Origin of the sequence: Geomicrobium sp. JCM 19039, assembly GCF_000698145.1 — a bacterium.
GTDB lineage: Bacteria > Bacillota > Bacilli > Bacillales > Marinococcaceae > Geomicrobium_A.
Window position 1 is genome coordinate 64,097 of sequence record NZ_BAXB01000002.1, and the last position, 17,936, is coordinate 82,032.

17 protein-coding genes and 4 pseudogenes are annotated in these 17,936 nt (G+C 44.5%); all 21 read left to right on the forward strand.

Features of this window, described 5'->3' with window-relative positions:
- Positions 1-29 precede the first annotated feature (29 nt).
- The 21 genes and pseudogenes from rplS (at position 30) to JCM19039_RS25030 (ending at position 17,862) form a co-directional block, all read left to right on the forward strand.
- On the forward strand, positions 30-374 hold the full coding sequence (rplS, locus tag JCM19039_RS02455; protein WP_042402021.1) for a 50S ribosomal protein L19: 345 nt from the start codon (positions 30-32) through the stop codon (positions 372-374).
- A gap of 77 nt (positions 375-451) precedes the next feature.
- The gene (ylqF, locus tag JCM19039_RS02460; RefSeq protein WP_042423607.1) at positions 452-1,294 is read left to right on the forward strand and encodes a ribosome biogenesis GTPase YlqF; all 843 of its coding nucleotides are present in this window, start codon (positions 452-454) and stop codon (positions 1,292-1,294) included.
- A 46-nt stretch (positions 1,295-1,340) separates the two neighbouring features.
- Positions 1,341-1,733, forward strand: coding sequence for a hypothetical protein (locus tag JCM19039_RS26230; RefSeq protein WP_052398445.1), 393 nt, complete (start codon positions 1,341-1,343; stop codon positions 1,731-1,733).
- On the forward strand, positions 1,654-2,103 hold the full coding sequence (locus JCM19039_RS25025) for a ribonuclease HII (RefSeq protein WP_255343611.1): 450 nt from the start codon (positions 1,654-1,656) through the stop codon (positions 2,101-2,103). Before JCM19039_RS26230 ends, JCM19039_RS25025 begins: the two co-directional genes overlap by 80 nt.
- Positions 2,104-2,117: 14 nt before the next feature.
- Complete coding sequence (locus JCM19039_RS02470; RefSeq protein WP_042423610.1) at positions 2,118-2,846, forward strand: hypothetical protein; 729 nt, start codon at positions 2,118-2,120, stop codon at positions 2,844-2,846.
- Positions 2,837-2,962, forward strand: a complete 126-nt coding sequence (locus tag JCM19039_RS26235) for a hypothetical protein (RefSeq protein WP_255343612.1) — start codon at positions 2,837-2,839, stop codon at positions 2,960-2,962. The genes JCM19039_RS02470 and JCM19039_RS26235 overlap by 10 nt, the downstream gene beginning before the upstream one ends.
- 26 nt (positions 2,963-2,988) lie before the next feature.
- The gene (locus JCM19039_RS02475) at positions 2,989-3,606 is read left to right on the forward strand and encodes a hypothetical protein (protein ID WP_042423613.1); all 618 of its coding nucleotides are present in this window, start codon (positions 2,989-2,991) and stop codon (positions 3,604-3,606) included.
- Complete coding sequence (locus JCM19039_RS02480) at positions 3,603-3,905, forward strand: EscU/YscU/HrcU family type III secretion system export apparatus switch protein (RefSeq protein WP_042423616.1); 303 nt, start codon at positions 3,603-3,605, stop codon at positions 3,903-3,905. The genes JCM19039_RS02475 and JCM19039_RS02480 overlap by 4 nt, the downstream gene beginning before the upstream one ends.
- Before the next feature lie 17 nt (positions 3,906-3,922).
- A complete protein-coding gene (locus tag JCM19039_RS02485) occupies positions 3,923-4,102 on the forward strand; it encodes a hypothetical protein (RefSeq protein ID WP_042423618.1) in 180 nt (59 codons plus the stop codon).
- Positions 4,103-4,292: 190 nt separating this feature from the next.
- Positions 4,293-6,044 (forward strand): annotated as a pseudogene (locus JCM19039_RS02490) (ABC transporter ATP-binding protein).
- A gap of 47 nt (positions 6,045-6,091) precedes the next feature.
- Complete coding sequence (locus tag JCM19039_RS02495; protein WP_152550076.1) at positions 6,092-7,879, forward strand: ABC transporter ATP-binding protein; 1,788 nt, start codon at positions 6,092-6,094, stop codon at positions 7,877-7,879.
- 69 nt (positions 7,880-7,948) lie between these two features.
- A complete protein-coding gene (locus JCM19039_RS02500) occupies positions 7,949-8,494 on the forward strand; it encodes a GNAT family N-acetyltransferase (protein ID WP_042423623.1) in 546 nt (181 codons plus the stop codon).
- A gap of 205 nt (positions 8,495-8,699) precedes the next feature.
- A pseudogene (gene sucC / locus JCM19039_RS02505) lies at positions 8,700-9,859 on the forward strand (ADP-forming succinate--CoA ligase subunit beta).
- A gap of 18 nt (positions 9,860-9,877) precedes the next feature.
- Positions 9,878-10,789, forward strand: a complete 912-nt coding sequence (gene sucD / locus JCM19039_RS02510) for a succinate--CoA ligase subunit alpha (protein ID WP_042404459.1) — start codon at positions 9,878-9,880, stop codon at positions 10,787-10,789.
- A gap of 1,135 nt (positions 10,790-11,924) precedes the next feature.
- Positions 11,925-12,131 carry a hypothetical protein gene (locus JCM19039_RS23555; RefSeq protein ID WP_152550054.1) on the forward strand — a complete coding sequence of 69 codons (207 nt, stop codon included), beginning with the start codon at positions 11,925-11,927 and terminating at the stop codon, positions 12,129-12,131.
- Between the two features lie 421 nt (positions 12,132-12,552).
- Positions 12,553-12,957, forward strand: coding sequence for a DNA-processing protein DprA (locus tag JCM19039_RS21425; protein WP_193744125.1), 405 nt, complete (start codon positions 12,553-12,555; stop codon positions 12,955-12,957).
- Entirely contained in the window at positions 12,923-13,342 is a 420-nt protein-coding gene (locus tag JCM19039_RS21430; protein ID WP_052398448.1) for a DNA-processing protein DprA, read from the forward strand. Before JCM19039_RS21425 ends, JCM19039_RS21430 begins: the two co-directional genes overlap by 35 nt.
- Positions 13,343-13,483: 141 nt before the next feature.
- Positions 13,484-15,557 (forward strand): annotated as a pseudogene (gene topA, locus JCM19039_RS02520) (type I DNA topoisomerase).
- 139 nt (positions 15,558-15,696) lie between these two features.
- Positions 15,697-17,009, forward strand: a pseudogene (gene trmFO, locus JCM19039_RS02525) (FADH(2)-oxidizing methylenetetrahydrofolate--tRNA-(uracil(54)-C(5))-methyltransferase TrmFO).
- 479 nt (positions 17,010-17,488) lie between these two features.
- Complete coding sequence (locus JCM19039_RS27685; protein WP_373974839.1) at positions 17,489-17,596, forward strand: hypothetical protein; 108 nt, start codon at positions 17,489-17,491, stop codon at positions 17,594-17,596.
- A gap of 32 nt (positions 17,597-17,628) precedes the next feature.
- The gene (locus JCM19039_RS25030; RefSeq protein WP_238544900.1) at positions 17,629-17,862 is read left to right on the forward strand and encodes a tyrosine-type recombinase/integrase; all 234 of its coding nucleotides are present in this window, start codon (positions 17,629-17,631) and stop codon (positions 17,860-17,862) included.
- The last annotated feature ends 74 nt before the right edge of the window (positions 17,863-17,936 follow it).

The following is a 17,936-nucleotide window of genomic DNA, read 5'->3' on the forward strand; positions in this document are numbered from 1 at the left end:
ATCCGAGAAGAAAGGAGGCAGTATGCCTTATGACAAACATTATTCGTGAAATTAACAAAGCTCAACTAAAGAGTGATGTACCGAACTTCCGTCCTGGAGATACAGTCGCTGTCGACGTTAAAGTTGTCGAGGGTTCTCGTGAGAGAATTCAGGTATTCCAAGGTGTTGTACTCAAGCGTCGAGGAAGTTCAATTAGCGAAACGTTTACCGTGCGTAAGATCTCTTCTGGTGTAGGAATTGAGCGTACATTCCCGGTTCATTCACCAAGAATCGCTAAGATTGACGTGAAGCGCCGTGGTCGCGTACGTCAAGCAAGATTGTACTACTTGCGTAAACTTCAAGGAAAAGCAGCAAGAGTAAAAGAACTTCGCTAAATTGTAGACCAACGAAAGGAGCTTGCCACCATACAGGCTCCTTTTTCGCACTTCTAAAAGTAAAGGAAGTTGTAACCATGACAATACAATGGTTCCCCGGACATATGGCTAAAGCCATCCGGGAGATGAAAGAAAATATTAAAAAAGTCGATGTCGTGATTGAACTGCTTGATGCCCGCATCCCAGAATCTTCTAGAAATCCGGTGTTAGAAGAAGTCGTAACTGACCAGCCGCGAGTGCTCGTTTTAATGAAACCAGACTTAGCAGATCCGGAACGAACGAAAGAGTGGGTCGCCCACTACGAACAACGTGGACAAGCAGCAGTCGTGGTGGACGCCAAGAAAAACACAGGCATACAAACGCTCATTAAAGAAGTGCTCAATCAGGCAGAACCGAAGATGGATAAGTTGAAGCAAAAAGGCATTCGACAACGTTCTGTGCGTGCCATGATTGTCGGCATTCCAAACGTAGGAAAATCGACGCTCATTAATCGCCTTGTCGGGAGAAACCAAGCAACAACTGGGAATAAACCAGGGGTGACAAGAAAGAACGAATGGTTAAAAGTTGGCAAAAAAATGGAGCTGCTCGATACGCCAGGTGTCCTTTGGCCAAAGTTTGAAGATCAAACGGTCGGCCTTAGATTGGCAGCGACAGGAGCCATTAAAGATGAGCGTCTAGACTTTTCTGATGTTGCCCTATATTTGATTCGTTATCTTAAAGAACATTACCCAAATGCGCTAACTGTTCGCTATAACATAAAAGAAGCTCCGAGTGAAGATGTGGCGTGGTTTGAAGAAATTGGAAAAAGACGAGGGTGTCTAATGAGTGGAGGAGACATCGATTTTGATCAAACTTCCGAACTGATTTTGAGGGAGTTTCGTTCAGAGAAGTTAGGGAGAATTACGCTAGAACGGCCATAACGACCGTCTACACGTAACGCTCCCTTTTTTTAAAAAGGAGAAAACGATGAATAAAGAAAGCATAACGGCAGTGAAAGCCCAGTTATTTGAAGAAGGTGCAGTGCATGACGAGAACTGGCTTAAAGCGATGCGTGCAGACGAAAGAAAAGGCATTCAAAAGCTTCTCGCCCAGTATGATGCACTCATCGAAAAACAAACAACAGATTTGAACATATATACCGATAAAAGAAATGAAGAGTATCGTCTCTGTCGCACGTGGAACTTTGCAGGCATTGATGAAGTCGGGCGAGGTCCACTTGCAGGACCGGTGACGACAGCTGCAGTCATGATCCCTGAGCACGTGATGCTGCCGGGCATTGATGATTCAAAAAAACTGTCACAAAAAGAGAGAGCCCGTCTATATACCTCATTATGGAACGTGCGTTGTAGGCATTGGTGAGGCGACTGTTGAAGAAATTGACGAAATTAACATTTATTATGCTACGCAATTAGCAATGAAACGGGCAATTGAAAACCTGCCGACCCAACCGGATCATTTACTCGTTGATGCGATGACGTTACCCGTGCCCATTCGCCAAACCTCACTGACGAAAGGCGATCAGCACAGTGCTGCCATAGCAGCCGCCTCGATTGTCGCAAAAGAGACGAGAGACAGGTTTATGAGGAAGCTTCATGAACGCTTTCCGGTGTATGGGTTTGACCAGCACGTAGGATACGGGACGAAGCGCCATCTTGATGCTCTTGATGATTATGGACCTTCTTCTGAACATCGCTTGAGTTTCCGCCCAGTCGCCGATCGCGTGCTCTAAGAGAGGGTGTAGGTATGGACCATCAAAACATAAACCGGTCATTATCGGTGTCAAGAGATCTAACGCTCGGTAAGCCTAAACTAACGCCTGGCCAATGGTTTAGTGGACGAATTACAAAGATTTATAGGGGACGTCAAGCGGTTGTACATACATCCGGTGGTTCAATGGTTGCTCGTCTCGAAGCCCCGCTCACAGCGAATGAGCGCTATTTATTTCAAGTGCAGTCGGTTAAAGGTGAGGTCCACTTGAAAGTATTTCCCACCCCGTCCAACTCCCCGTCTAAAGACCAATTGAGTGCAACAGGTCTAGGGAATAACCGGCAGGAACGGGCGTTGCTCGGTCGTTTCTTAAGAGACGAAACGCCGTTTACTACGAATGCTTTGCAACAAGGGGGGGAACTGCTTAAAGCGATTGGAAGAAAAGATGCGCACGCTGTGAAGATTGTCGGAGCGATGATTCAACAACTTTTGCCGTTAACCCCTTCGGTCTATCAAGCCATCGACGCTTTCACGCGAGGAGACCAAGGGGCATCAGCGTCCCTTCGTAAACTGCAAAGCTCCACGACGATGCAAGCGGCAACACCGTCCTCCAATCAATTTCTACAATTGCTTACGACCCTTTTAGAAAGATCGACTGTTTCAGCAAATCAGGCAGTGACGACCTCCCGATTGGAGCAATTGCTCCAAGAAGCAACTGGACGAGAAGTGCCGCACCATAGGGAGAAGGGGCAAGAATGTTGCTAGCGAGGATTGGGCTTGTGAACGAGGGAGTGGCAACCGCGACGAGAGAGACATTTATACACCAACTAAAAGAGACGTATCCAGCGTATACTCAATCGCGTGAGTGGGCACATGGTTAACCCCGTCTTCACAGATGGTTGAGCGTTTGAAAACGATCCTCTCTCTTCAAAACCTAACCGCTCATGAACGCGTAGCTCTGCAGCGACTTGTTGGCCAAGAAGCGATGCACGTACAACAAGTGAAACAATTACTAGACACGAGTACGAGTCAACGAATGCTCGTGCAAACGTTGGAGCGTGGAATCAATACGGAGATGAGCCCGCAGGCGGTAACATTATTTACTTCCGTCGCCCAACAAATTGCCGGCACGCATCTGCTCGCTGCAATTCATGACTTTCAAGCATTTTATATTCCACTAGAGCGAGAAGAAACATATACCGATTTGTTTTTACTACACAAGCGAGAGGATCATGAAGCTTTTCGAATTCTGTTTTTTCTAAATCTGGAAATGCTCGGTGACACCGTCATTGACATGCAAGTCGTCAAAGAGCAACTTTTCTTAAACATTCGCACAAAACAACAGGAACCAGAGTGGATAAAGACGGTCATGATCCCGCTTTTAACAGATCGGCTGGAGCAAGCAGGATTCGTGTTGTCAAAATTCCAGTGGGAAGAGCCAGAAAATGGAGAACCTGTATTAACACTACAAAAACATGAGCAAGAAAATACGAAAACTTCAAAGCGATTGGACATAAGAATATGAAGAAGAAACGAAATTTTGCAGCCGCTCTTCGTTATGACAAAGATCGCACAGACGCGCCCGTTGTCAAAGCAAAAGGGTATGGACATGTGGCTGACCAGATCAAAAAATCCGCGGAGAAATCAGCAATTCCGGTACAAAAGGACCCGTCCCTTGCTGAATTATTGTCTCATTTACACGTGAATGAGCCGATCCCAGAGCACTTGTATGAAGCGGTTGCTGAAGTGTTTGCTTTTATTTATCAAGTGGAGAGAGAAATGAAAGAAATTCAAACAAACGGGAACGATAGAGGGGAAAGATAAGAAAGGAGGGACCAGCGTTGACGAAAAAAAAGAATTTGCTCGACGTTACACAAAGCGAGACGCTGATGACTCAATTTAACGAAGAAATTGCACATGAATTTGGCATTCATTATGCTGCAATTGAACAGGATGCCAAAGCGAAAGCTAACGACAAAAAATCACAGAAACAAGACGAGCAAAAAGAATCTGATCGTTAATTGTTTCAAAAGGCAAAGGCATGGTTGCGTGAAAACATCATGCCTTTTCTATCGTAAAAACGACCCGAACATTTTTAGATAATTTCCAAAAATCGCTAGCAATTTATTTCGAAACACGGTATATTTATCGAGTGACAATTTTTCAACGTTTCTGAATGATAGTTTAATGTGACAAGAAGGTGATGCATTCATGCAGATATTTAAGCAGTTAAAAGAGTTTTTCTGGCCTTATCGTAAGTACTTTATCGGCTCCATTCTCTCACTCATTTTTGTGACTGGCTTAACTGTCGTTTATCCTATTTTTCTACAGCTGGCAATTGACGAAGGGATTGTGAACCAAAACTACAGTCTCATCCCCATTTTATCCATCGGGTTTATCTTCGTGATGATGCTCAAGCAGTCGCAGCATTTTTCAATCAATATTGGGGGGATCTGTTCGGCATTCAAACCGTCTACCAACTCCGGAAAAGATTGTATGAAAAGTTGCAATTTTTGCCATTTCGCTATTACGATAATGCTCGTACAGGCGACTTAATGTCGCGACTAACCGCGGATGTAGAAGGGTTTCGTTTCTTTTTATCATTTGGTTTTGCGCAGTTATTTAACTTTGTTATGATTGTCGTTTTCAGTTTGATCGTCATGTTTTATTATTCACCGCAATTGGCGTTAGTCACGCTTTTTATGATGCCAGTCCTCGCGGTAACCGTGCAACGGTTTGACCGCTTCGTACATCCTGCGTTTAAAGAAATTCGTATCTCAATGGCCAGTTTAAATACGCGCGTTCAAGAGAACGTCAGTGGTATTCAAACGGTCAAATCACTCTCCAAAGAAGACTTTGAGAAGACGCGATTTGATGATAAAAACTCTCACTATCGAGATCGGTATTTGTTTACGTCAGGAATTTGGGCGAAATACTTTCCGGTAATGGAATTCATCGGAAACATCGCCGTCGTCCTTCTTTTAGCTTACGGAGGATACTTAGCGATTTATGGGACGTTAACGCCTGGAGCATTTGTTGCGTTCTTCAGCCTCGTTTGGTACATCATGGGTCCACTTATGAACCTAGTTTATCATTAACACCTTTAGCCAATCGAAAGCGTCAGGAGAGCGTCTGCTTGAAGTGCTGCATGAGCCTGAAGATATTCAAGATCTTCCTAACGCGACCGACGCCAAACGATTAAAGGGAGAAGTTGAATTTAAAGAGGTTGATTTTTATTATCCTTCCGAGAAAAAGGCTGCTCTTTCGTCCATTAACTTCAAAGCAAATGAAGGGGAAACCATTGGTCTTATGGGAGGGACAGGTGCTGGAAAGTCCAGCATCACACAATTAATCGCCAGGTTCTATGAAGCAACGAATGGATCCATCACCATCGATGGAATTGACAATCGAGATTATACGGTGCAATCGCTTCGAGCAAACATCGGTTTTGTTCTCCAAGAGCCCTTTCTTTTCTCATCTTCAATCCGTGACAACATCTCCTACGGAAATCCGAGTATTTCTTTAGAAGAAATTGTTGAAGCGGCCAAACGCGCAGATGCTCATGAATTTATTGAAGGGCTACCGAACGGCTATGACACGGTGCTTGGAGAGCGGGGCATGGGGCTATCGGGAGGGCAAAAGCAGCGAATTTCAATTGCAAGAGCATTGCTTGTGAACCCGAGCATACTCATTCTTGATGATGCGACGAGTGCTGTTGATATGCAAACGGAGTTCAAGATTCAAGCGGCATTTAAGGAGCTCATGAAGGGCAGAACGACATTTATTATTGCCCATCGAATTTCGAGTGTTCAACATGCGGATCAGATCCTTGTACTAGAAGAAGGCACGATAAAAGAACGAGGACGTCACGATGAACTATTAGAAAAGAATGGCCTCTACCGTAGAATATTTGATATTCAATATCAAGATTTAGAAGCAATTAAAGCGCAAACGATTAGTTGAAAGGGGCAAGCCTCGTGTCACAGCAAAACAGTAAGCAGAGTCGTGTAATGGAGCGATTTCATTACAGTCAAGACACGGCAATCGAGAAGCCTTTCAACTGGGAAAAGTTAGCTCGATTGTTCAAGTACATGAAAGAAAGCAAAGGACTCATCCCTAAAGCGATTGTTGCCATGCTCATCACAACAATCGTTCGGCTGATTGTTCCGCTTATCATCGGTCAGTGGGCACTCGATTACGCCCTCGCTGACGAGGATTACGGTTTAATGCTGCAACTAGCGGTTCTTGCTTTAAGTTTGTATATTTTCTCATTATTTGCGAACCGATTTCGGATAAAGTGGACGAATCAAATCGGTCAAAACGCAATCCATGCATTAAGAAAGGAATTGTTTAACCATATTCAAGGGTTATCCAACCGTTTCTTTGATTCACGATCGGCAGGATCGATCCTCGTGCGTGTCGTTAACGATGTGAATGCGTTGCAAGAGCTATTTACAAACGGGATCATCAACATGCTCATGGATATCGTCATGCTCGTGAGCATCATTATTATTCTCTTTACACTTAGTCCACCATTGGCGTTAGCAGTTTTAATTGTTTTGCCAATCATGTTTTTCATTTCAACGAAATTACGAAGAAACATTCGTCGTTCATGGCAAACCGTCAGAATTCGTCAAGCGAAATTGAACTCGCATTTGAATGAAAGCATACAAGGGGTTCGCGTGACACAATCATTTTCTCAAGAAGACAACAACATGGATTTCTTTGATGGCATCAACCGCGAGAATTATGACGCTTGGGAAGAAGCTTCAAAGAAAAGTGCATATTTTCGCCCGTTTGTGGAAATGTCTAACGCCCTTGGTTCGGCAGTGCTCATCTGGTACGGCGCGTACCTCGTCGCTCAAGGATCAATTGGCTTTGGTGTTCTCGTTTCGTTTGCCTTCTTTCTCGGGATGTTTTGGGAGCCGATCTCTCGACTCGGGCAAGTGTACAACCAGCTGCTCGTTGCAATGGCTTCCTCAGAAAGAATTTTTGAGTTTCTCGATGAGCGGCCAAATATTAAAAATAAAGCGGACGGTTATACAGCTGAAAAGCTCGATGGAGAAATTGTCTTTGACGATGTGACATTCAGTTATGATGAATCGAGAAAAGCGTTGGACGGAGTCTCGTTAAAGATCGACGCGGGGGACACGGTTGCACTCGTCGGTCATACGGGCTCAGGGAAATCGACGATTGCCAACCTGATTGGCCGGTATTACGACCCGACAGGCGGTCGTGTATATCTTGACGGAAACGCGCTCGAAGATTATCAATTAAACAGCTTACGAGAAGAAGTGAGCACTGTGCTTCAAGATACGTTTGTATTCTCTGGAACGATTCGAGAAAACATCCGTTTTGGCCGACCTTCAGCTAGCGATGAAGAAGTAGAACAGGCGGCTAAAGCGATTGGTGCGGATGAATTCATCGGCAGGCTTCAGGACGGTTACGAAACTGAAGTTGAAGAACGCGGGAACATTTTAAGCGTTGGAGAACGACAACTTCTTTCTTTTGCTCGGACGCTACTTGCAGATCCTAAAATTATTATTTTGGATGAAGCGACTGCAAGTATTGATACAGAGACAGAACTGAAAATTCAAGAAGCGTTAAACACGCTTTTGAAAGGGAGAACGTCGGTCATGATTGCTCACCGGTTATCGACCATTCGTGAAGCGGACAACATTATTGTTTTGGAACAAGGAAATATTCTGGAACAGGGCAATCACCAGAAGCTGATGAAAGAAAAAGGCAAGTATTACGATTTAGTGATGAGTCAATTTAAAGCGTTGAATGTCACATAAAGATATAGGGGTTGCCTGTGAGTGGATCTCACAGCGGCAAGCCCTTTTCTTTTCAGGAGGTATTTAGAAATGTATGATGTTGTAATCATTCGTGATGTGAAGCTTCAAGACCTCGTTTCAATCATCAATCATAAAAAACAAGTCTTGCGAGAAAATGCTGCATTCATGGGGCGTACACTGGATGAATGGAAGATCGACGTATCCGTTGAAACGGCGTGGTTGAGACAACATTTGCAACCAGGGAGCTGTATGTTTGTCGCCATTTATGACGGACAGGTTATCGGGATGCTCGGCTTTTTACGAAACGAGCGCGCGCGTTACAAGCATGGGGGGATGATGGGCATGAGTATCCAAGAACACTTCACTGGCCAAGGCATTGGCAAAAAGTTGCTCACTGAATTTTTGAAATGGGCCGAAGCAGAAGAAGGACTAGAAAAAGTATCACTGGAAGTGTATGCCTCGAACAAGCGAGCAATCAGTCTTTATGATAAATTCGGATTTTTGGAAGACGCGAGAGTAGAGAAGCTCCGGAAAGAAGCGGACGGTTCTTACGTTGATGACGTACACATGAGTTATTTTCCCAAAAAACTAACCGTGTCGAATCGTCAGAACTAATGTATAATAAAGGGCGTGCCCAATGCGTGATGTTTTTAATGGAAATGTGTGGGCAAGATTGAAAGTTATTGCACATATAACTTTTGAGGATGAACATTTTGTGTTACGATTAAACATGTGTGTAATGAGCTTGCGGTAGGCGATTCATTCGCCAAACGTCCGCATCTTATGAAACTGAATGTACTCATAGGAGGATGGAAAGAACATGAATATTCATGAGTACCAGAGTAAAGAGTTACTCAGAAAGTACGGTGTTGCTGTACCTACTGGGCATGTTGCTTTTACAGTAGATGAAGCGGTTGAGAAAGCCAAGTCGCTATCTACAGAAGTCAGTGTTGTAAAAGCCCAAATCCACGCAGGTGGACGCGGAAAAGCCGGCGGTGTAAAAGTAGCGAAAAACTTAGATGAAGTGCGTACATACGCAGATGAAATTCTAGGAAAAACGCTCATCACGCATCAGACTGGACCTGAAGGAAAAGAAGTGAAACGCCTTCTTATTGAAGAGGGTTGTGACATTGACCAAGAATACTATATTGGACTAGTACTTGATCGCAGTACTTCTCGTATTGTACTTATGGGCTCTGAAGAGGGCGGTACAGAAATCGAAGAAGTTGCTGAGGAAACTCCTGAAAAGATTTTCAAAGAGTTCATTGATCCTGCTGTTGGTTTGCAAGGATTCCAAGCGAGAAGACTTGCTTTCAATATGAATATTCCAAAGGACGCACTCGGCAAAGCCGTGAAGTTCATGGATGGATTATATAAAGTATTCGTTGATAACGATTGCTCAATCGCTGAAATCAATCCACTTGTAACGACAAAGCAAGGTGACGTGCTTGCACTTGATGCGAAGTTGAACTTCGACTCCAATGCACTTTATCGTCAAAACAACATCGTGGAGTACCGCGATCTTGATGAAGAAGACGAGAAAGAAATTGAAGCGTCTAAATTTGATCTTAGCTACATTGCCCTCGATGGAAACATCGGTTGTATGGTAAATGGTGCAGGTCTTGCGATGGCTACAATGGACATTATCAAGTATAAAGGCGGCGAACCCGCGAACTTCCTCGACGTTGGGGGCGGTGCAACAGCTGAAAAGGTAACCGAAGCTTTTAAGATCATTCTTTCGGACAAGCACGTAAAAGGATCTTCGTCAACATTTTTGGCGGGATTATGAAGTGTGACGTTATTGCAGAAGGTGTTGTAACGGCGACGAAAGAAGTCGGCCTTGAAATCCCTCTTGTCGTAAGACTTGAAGGTACGAACGTGAAAGAAGGTAAGCAAATCCTTCAAGAATCAGGACTTAACATTACAGCTGCAGACACGATGTCTGATGGCGCAGAAAAAATTGTAGCTTTAGTAAAATAGAAAGGCGGGCCAACTACAATGAGTATCTTAATTAACAAAGATACGAAGGTTATTGTTCAAGGTATTACGGGCAGTACCGGACTATTCCATACAAAGCAAGCGCTTGAATACGGTACACAAATCGTCGGCGGTGTCACACCGAAAAAAGGCGGTACGGAAATTGAAGGTGTACCTGTATTTAATACAGTATCTGAAGCGAAAGCAGCAACAGGAGCAAATGCAACAGTCATTTACGTTCCACCTGGCTTTGCAGCTGACGCAATTATGGAAGCGGTAGACGCTGAACTTGATCTAGCCATCTGTATCACAGAAGGAATTCCAGTTCTTGATATGTTAAAAGTGAAACGTTATATGGAAGGAAAAAATACACGCCTCGTTGGACCGAACTGCCCAGGTGTTATTACGCCTGAAGAATGTAAAATTGGCATCATGCCTGGTTACATTCACAAAAAAGGTCACGTCGGTGTTGTATCCCGTTCAGGTACCCTTACGTACGAAGCAGTAGATCAACTGTCTTCCAACGGCATCGGCCAATCAACAGCGGTCGGTATTGGTGGTGACCCTGTTAACGGTACAGATTTCATTGATACGTTGAAACTTTTCAACGAAGATGAAGACACAAAAGCCGTAATTATGATCGGTGAAATCGGCGGTACTGCAGAGGAAGAAGCTGCTGAATGGGTTAAAGAAAACATGACGAAGCCTGTCGTCGGATTCATCGGCGGTGCCACTGCACCTCCAGGAAAGCGTATGGGTCATGCGGGTGCGATTATCTCTGGTGGTAAAGGTACAGCAGAAGAAAAGCAAAAAACGCTTCGCGCGTGTGGCATCGAAGTTGCAGAAACACCTGCAGTTATCGGTGAAACATTGATTGGTGTTTTAAAAGACAACAACCTTTACGATGCATGCCTTACACATGAAGTAAAATAAGATCAAAGCGGATATCCCTTTCGGATATCCGTTTTTTTATTCATAGCGGTATTCTAAATAGAATAAACGTAAGATTTTCCTGATTTGCGCTGTTGAGCGTTGGGTGGGAGGGGTAGCGTGGTGCTGGGTGCCAATTTGGGCGCTAGTTTACACGTTTTGCGCGCAGATTGTTCAAAAACTGGAGCGCAGATTCCAGGCTGAAGTGCCAACGACACGTCGCCCCGCTGGGGCCGAAACGAAACCGCACTCGGTTCGGCGCGAACTGCGCCGGCGTGTTGTGGGTACTTCTGGGCGGGGATGTACACGACCTTATCATCTGTTACCGAGTTCGTTCATTCTGATGCTTAGTTTATGGGAGTATACCGTTTTTCCTGAGATTTCTCTCAACTCGAGCACAGTTTCCACTTTACCAAGCTTACCATTGGTTCTTGAAGAAATTATTTTGTTCAACTTATATAGATTGTTTTTCTTATAAATCTATATAAAATGAACTTAGCATTTTCCTAATTGCACAGTTTGTTGTTGCTTTCCACGCCAGGCGGATGCTTGCACTCCAGAGCACAAGTGCAACATCGGTGGCCCAAGTACGCCCACCGTGTTTTCTATGCAGTCCAGACTATAAGTGCAACATCGGTGGTCAAAAGACGCCCACCGTGTTTTCTTGACACTCCAGAGCACAAGGCAACATCGGTAATCAAAGATCGCCCACCGTGTTTTCTATGCAGTCCAGACTATAAGTGCAACATCGGTGGCCAAAAGACAGCCACCGTGTTTTCTTTACACTCCAGAGCACAAGAGCAACATCGGTGGTCAAAGTACGCCCGCCGTGTTTTCTTGACACTTCAGAGCATAAGTGCAACATCGGTGGTCAAAGTACGCCCACCGTGTTTTCTTGACACTCCAGAGCACAAGAGCAACACGGTTCACGTTTCTGCCTACTGGTCACGGTGTGGAAAGATGCCCAAATGTCCCATATATTCATTAATGTGACACTTGAGAAGGAAAAATCATCATTTTAAACGTGGATGCGCACATAAACGGAGTCAACGGTCACAAATCTGAATATATGTGACCGTTAAGGACCGAAAGTGCACGGTTTAAAGGCTGGATTGTCACATACGTGCCAGGAGATCACATGATTGCGCGAGGTGGCGACCATCGGTCACGTCTTTTGACCATTCAACAAACGTCTGCCGTGTTGCCCACAACCCTTGCAGTAACGAACAACGATCGACATCGAAGTGAGATGAACTTCAACAGTCGATCGGTAGGCGTTTGCCTGGAAAGACCGATCTCGGTCATCGGATTCAGTGAAATTCTTTCGTTCTACTTATATAGATAAGCATCGATTGGAAGCAGAAAGAGGCAAAACGGTCACATAGGAGTGAACCTGATTCCAATCGGTGGTCCTTTGGAAATATTTTTCGGTTCCACGTTCAAACTCGACCATAGGCTCCGTGAATGTCTTTGCTTCATCGTTTTAACTAGTATTTATCATCTTGAACAATTCCGATGGCAGATCAGTTATATGGCTGTAATGGTTTAAACGAAGGGTCCAGTGGACAGCGTCACTAATGTGTGGTGTTTATTGCTACAAAAAATAAAAATGCAAGACATTCGTACTGGACAACAGTCATTTTTTCTTATAATATAACAGAATATTCAAAGATTATCTGGAAGGAGCGGTTCAGATTAACGAAACGCGCAATCGCCTCATTTACCTCCACTCTTCGCCCCGCATGACCTCCGCATCTTTACGTCAATTGCTTCTCAAAGTACCTACGTTAGATGTTTTTCATCTTTCACACGAATCATTACAACAGATCACAAACCGCCGTTCTGATATCATACAGCAGTGGCAACACTATTGGCGGACGATTACGGTCGACGAAGTCGTCTGTCGCTATACGAAAGGCTCCGTTCGCTCTGTGACGATCGTAGATGATGAGTATCCAGGTCGGTTCCGGTATTTATCCGACCCACCACCCGTTTTGTATGTGTCTGGACACGAGCATTTATTAAATGACACCCAAACACTTGCTGTTGTTGGTACGAGAAATCCAAGTGAATACGGTAAAGCTCGTTTAAATGAGTTGCTCGTCCCCGTCGTTCATCAAAACACGGTTATCGTAAGTGCTCGCACGTGGAATCGATACGCTCGCCCATAAGCTTGCGATTGGTAATAACGGCAAGACAATTTCAGTCATTGGGAGTGGCCACGACCACATTTATCCAAAAGAAAATCAAGGTCTCGCCAAGACGATCAGTCAAAATCATTTGCTACTTAGTGAGTACCCACCAGATGTGGCGCCACAAAAATGGCATTTTCCAGAGAGGAACCGATTAATTAGCGCCTTAGGTGATTTGTTGTTTGTTGTGGAAGCAGGTGAAAGATCAGGCACACTAATTACGGTCGATTGCGCTTTAGAGCAAGGGAAAGACGTCTGCGCCTTACCTGGGAATGTCGGTGTGAGCACGAGTGTCGGAACGAATCGGCTTATTCAACAAGGTGCTAAAATGGTGTTAACCGTAGACGATCTAATCCCTTCTTAAATATCCGCTTTTCGATGCATGTATTGTCTTAATTTCATAAAAATTCACCGATTTATGGACACTAGTGTTTGACAAATTGTAAATGGGTGTTCAATAATAGGGAAGGTTTACATTTAAAAAGAGGGGGAGGAAACTCTAGAGATGGCAGATTACCTTGTAATCGTTGAATCTCCCGCAAAAGCGAAAACCATTGGAAAGTATTTGGGAAAAAAATATACGGTTAAAGCTCCATGGGCCATATCCGTGATTTACCTAAATCTCAGATGGGCGTGAATGTGGAGCAAGACTACGATCCGAAATATATAACGATCCGTGGAAAGGGCCCGGTCCTAAAAGAATTAAAACAAGCAGCCAAGAAAGCGAAACGAATCTATCTTGCTGCCGACCCCGACCGTGAAGGGGAAGCGATTGCGTGGCATTTAGCGCACAGCTTAGATATTGACCAGGACTCGGATTGCCGCGTTGTTTTTAATGAGATCACTAAAGATGCGATTAAGGGTGCGTTTAAGACCCCACGTCCCATTAATATGGACCTTGTTGACTCGCAACAGGCTCGGCGCATCCTCGATCGTCTCGTTGGGTATAATATTAGCCCGTTATTATGGAAGAAAGTTAAAAAAGGGTTAAGTGCCGGACGTGTCCAATCGGTTGCTGTAAAGATGATTAATGAGCGGGAAAAAGAAATCCAACAATTTGAACCTGAAGAGTATTGGTCCATTCGTGGTCAATTCTCTTATGAAAAAGAAACGTTTGATGCACAATTTTATGGCGTGGATAAAAAGAAACAATCCCTCCATACGGAAGAAGATGTGAAAAACGTACTGGCCAAACTCGAGGGAAACGATTTTCATATTGACTCCGTGACAAAAAAGGAACGTAAGCGTAACCCAGTACAACCGTTTACGACATCTTCATTGCAACAAGAAGCGGCTCGTAAGCTAAATTTTCGAGCGAAGAAAACAATGATGCTGGCGCAACAGCTGTATGAAGGTGTGGACCTTGGAAAAGAGGGGACTGTCGGTTTGATTACGTATATGCGTACCGACTCCACACGTATTTCCAATACCGCTAAAGAAGAAGCGCGGGAGTACATTGAGAACAAGTACGGCAAAGAATACCTCGGGCTGAACGGAAACAAACAAAACAAAATGAAAACGCCCAAGATGCGCATGAGGCCATTCGACCGACAACCGTTGCGAAAGAACCAAAAGAAGTGAAGAGCTACTTGTCAAGAGACCAGTTGCGCCTTTATCGCCTCATTTGGGAGCGGATGGTTTCAAGCCGGATGGCTCCTGCTGTAATGGATACGATGAGTGTCGACTTGACGAACAACGGTGTGTTGTTTCGGGCGACAGGATCTAAAGTGAAGTTTCCTGGTTTCATGAAAGTGTACGTTGAGGGTAACGATGACGGCAATGAAGAAGATGACAAGAAGTATTTACCTGAGCTTAAGGAAGGCGAGACGGCAACGTCAACAGAACTAAATGAGAACCAACATTTCACGCAGCCTCCGCCAAGGTATACAGAAGCACGACTCGTACGGACGATGGAAGAGCTTGGCATTGGCAGGCCTTCGACATACGCTCCAACACTCGACACGATTCAAAGAAGAGGTTACGTTGCGCTCCAAGATCGACGTTTCGTACCTACTGAATTAGGGGAAATTGTCCTTGATCTGATCGTTGAGTTCTTCCCTGAGATCTTAAATGTCAAGTTTACAGCTCGAATGGAAACAGACTTGGATGAGATTGAAGCAGGCAATGCGGACTGGATCGGCATTATTGACGATTTCTACAAAGGGTTTGAAAAACGTCTTGACGTTGCGGAGAAAGAAATGCAAGAAGTTGAAATTAAAGACGAGCCCGCTGGTGAAGATTGTGAAGTGTGTGGCAATCCGATGGTGATTAAAATGGGCCGATACGGAAAGTTCATGGCATGTTCCAACTTCCCAGATTGCCGCAATACAAAAGCAATTGTAAAGAAGATTGGCGTCACTTGCCCGACGTGCAAAAAAGGCGATGTGGTTGAGCGAAAGAGCAAAAAACAACGAACATTCTTTGGGTGTGAACGGTACCCAGAATGTGAATTTGTTTCTTGGGACAAACCGATTGCTAGACCATGCCCTAAATGTCAACAATTGCTCGTGGAAAAGAAAACGAAAAAAGAAGTGCGAGTACAATGTACTAAGTGTGATTATGAAGAAGAACCAAACTAAGACACAAGCGCCCCTTTCTATAAAGGGGCGCTTCCTTATGTGTAAAATTGTTCACTGAATGTTTGTTTTTCTAACAAACAGGCAATCACGTATAATGGAAAGATAAGGTTATGTACGTATCTAAAACGAGGTGATGAATGTGAGTCAATATCCATCCGTAAATGTTATCGGTGCTGGCCTTGCAGGAAGTGAAGCCACGTGGCAACTTGTGAATCGCGGCGTACCGGTGACGCTTTATGAAATGAGACCGGTGAAAAAGACACCCGTTCACCATACCGAACAATTTGCTGAGCTCGTCTGCACGAACTCGCTACGAGGCAACTCTTTGGCCAATGCCGTTGGTGTTTTAAAAGAAGAAATGCGATATTTAGATTCACTCGTCATCCAATCTGCCGATGCAAGTGCAGTTCCGGCAGGCGGGGCACTTGCCGTTGATCGGCATGACTTTGCTGGAAAAGTGACACACACACTACACAATCATCCTCTCGTGACAGTCGTGCGCGATGAAGTTCCAGAGGTTCCTGATGGACCGACAATTATTGCGACGGGCCCATTGACGTCGTCTGCGTTGTCAGAGAGCATTATCAATTTGACAGGAAAAGATCAACTGTACTTTTACGACGCGGCAGCCCGATCGTGGAAACCGACTCCATAAACATGGACAAGGTGTACTACAAATCGCGCTATGACAAAGGGGAAGCGGCGTACATTAACTGCCCGATGACAGAGGCTGAGTTTAAGATTTTCTATGATGCACTTATTCGCGCAGAAACCGTACCGTTGCGTGAATTTGAAAAGAAAATGTTTTTTGAAGGTTGTATGCCTGTCGAAGTAATGGCAGCAAGAGGAGAGAAGACACTTCTCTTTGGACCAATGAAGCCCGTTGGTCTAGAACACCCTGAAACGGGAGAGCGCCCATATGCAGTCGTTCAACTGCGTCAAGATAATATTGAAGGCAGTCTTTACAACATTGTCGGATTTCAGACACATATGAAATGGGGGCCACAAAAAGAGGTGATTCGCCTTATTCCTGGTCTAGAGAATGTGGACATCGTCCGCTACGGCGTGATGCATCGTAACACGTTTATGAAGAGTCCGACACTTCTTCATCCGACGTATCAATATAAAGAGCGAAATGATTTGTTCTTTGCAGGTCAAATGACCGGTGTAGAAGGGTACGTGGAATCCGCTGCTTCTGGGCTTGTTGCAGGCATTAACGCGGCAAACCTTGTGAAAGGTAATGAATTAACGATTTTCCCGAAAGAAACGATGATCGGCGCAATGGCAGAATATATTACGACGGCAGATCCTGATCATTTTCAACCTATCAATGCAAATTTTGGGCTTGTGCCTCGTCCGAAAGAGCGAATGAAAAAGAAAGAAAGGTACGAGTACCTTGGACGAACAGCGCTGAGCTCCGTTCAGAATTTTATGAAAAAAGAAGGCGTTTAGGTTGCGATTGCTCAGGTTATATGATAGAATTTAGTCGCTTTAATGAGGTGAATGATCATGTGTACAACTGCACAAGATCCTTATCAAAGATTTTTTCAATATCTACAAATAGAGAAGAATGCTTCCGTGCACACAATCTAAGCATTCAGTCGGCAAACTCGAAGATTGGAAGTATTTCTTGGATGCTGAGAGCGTGGATGCAGGATGCTTGTCTGCACAGAGTGTGCACATTCGACTTTATTTGACGCGATTACATGATAAAGGTTTAAAACGCATGAGCATCGCTCGTAAATGATCCGTATTAAAAACGTTTTATCGTTTCTTAAAACGGGAATCAGTGGTTTCGGAGAACCCTACAGCATTTACACACTTCCCCTCGCAACCCAATTGCTTACCGCGATTTATGTATAAAGAAGAACTGCAAGTATTGTTTGATGCTTGTGGAGGTGACTTCCCGCTTCAACAAAGATCTGGCTATTATGGAGCTCCTTTACGCAACGTGCATTCGAGCAAGTGAACTTATCGGTCTTCAAGTTAAACACATCGATAATCGTGCTGACCTCATTCTTGTACTCGGTAAAGGTTAAAGCAACGATACGTTCCAGTTGGAGCCTTTGCGATGGCGACCGTTCGACGGTATATGGAAGATGGCAGGCAAGCGTTGCTACAGCATGAAGAAACAGGAGTGTTCTTGAATTTCCGCTCGGGTCCACTTACGGATCGTAGGCTTCGCTACATTCTTACGAAACGGGTTCAAGAAGCTTCGCACACCTTACACATTTCTCCGCATAGTCTAAGGCATACATTCGCAACACATCTGTTGAACGAAGGTGCGGATTTACGAGCGGTATAGGCGTTGCTCAGGGATCTGGACTTGTCAACCACTCAACCGCTATACTCACGTAACGACAGAGCGTCTGCGAAAGG

Coding starts and splice junctions, on each gene's coding strand:
- rplS (WP_042402021.1), top strand. CDS start 30: ATGACAAACATTATTCGTGAAATTAACAAAGCTCAACTAAAGAGTGAT.
- JCM19039_RS27685 (WP_373974839.1), top strand. CDS start 17,489: ATGGAGCTCCTTTACGCAACGTGCATTCGAGCAAGTGAACTTATCGGT.
- JCM19039_RS02480 (WP_042423616.1), top strand. CDS start 3,603: ATGAAGAAGAAACGAAATTTTGCAGCCGCTCTTCGTTATGACAAAGAT.
- ylqF (WP_042423607.1), top strand. CDS start 452: ATGACAATACAATGGTTCCCCGGACATATGGCTAAAGCCATCCGGGAG.
- sucD (WP_042404459.1), top strand. CDS start 9,878: ATGAGTATCTTAATTAACAAAGATACGAAGGTTATTGTTCAAGGTATT.
- JCM19039_RS25025 (WP_255343611.1), top strand. CDS start 1,654: ATGATTCAAAAAAACTGTCACAAAAAGAGAGAGCCCGTCTATATACCT.
- JCM19039_RS23555 (WP_152550054.1), top strand. CDS start 11,925: ATGATTGCGCGAGGTGGCGACCATCGGTCACGTCTTTTGACCATTCAA.
- JCM19039_RS02500 (WP_042423623.1), top strand. CDS start 7,949: ATGTATGATGTTGTAATCATTCGTGATGTGAAGCTTCAAGACCTCGTT.
- JCM19039_RS26230 (WP_052398445.1), top strand. CDS start 1,341: ATGAATAAAGAAAGCATAACGGCAGTGAAAGCCCAGTTATTTGAAGAA.
- JCM19039_RS02470 (WP_042423610.1), top strand. CDS start 2,118: ATGGACCATCAAAACATAAACCGGTCATTATCGGTGTCAAGAGATCTA.
- JCM19039_RS02495 (WP_152550076.1), top strand. CDS start 6,092: ATGGAGCGATTTCATTACAGTCAAGACACGGCAATCGAGAAGCCTTTC.
- JCM19039_RS26235 (WP_255343612.1), top strand. CDS start 2,837: ATGTTGCTAGCGAGGATTGGGCTTGTGAACGAGGGAGTGGCAACCGCG.
- JCM19039_RS25030 (WP_238544900.1), top strand. CDS start 17,629: ATGGCGACCGTTCGACGGTATATGGAAGATGGCAGGCAAGCGTTGCTA.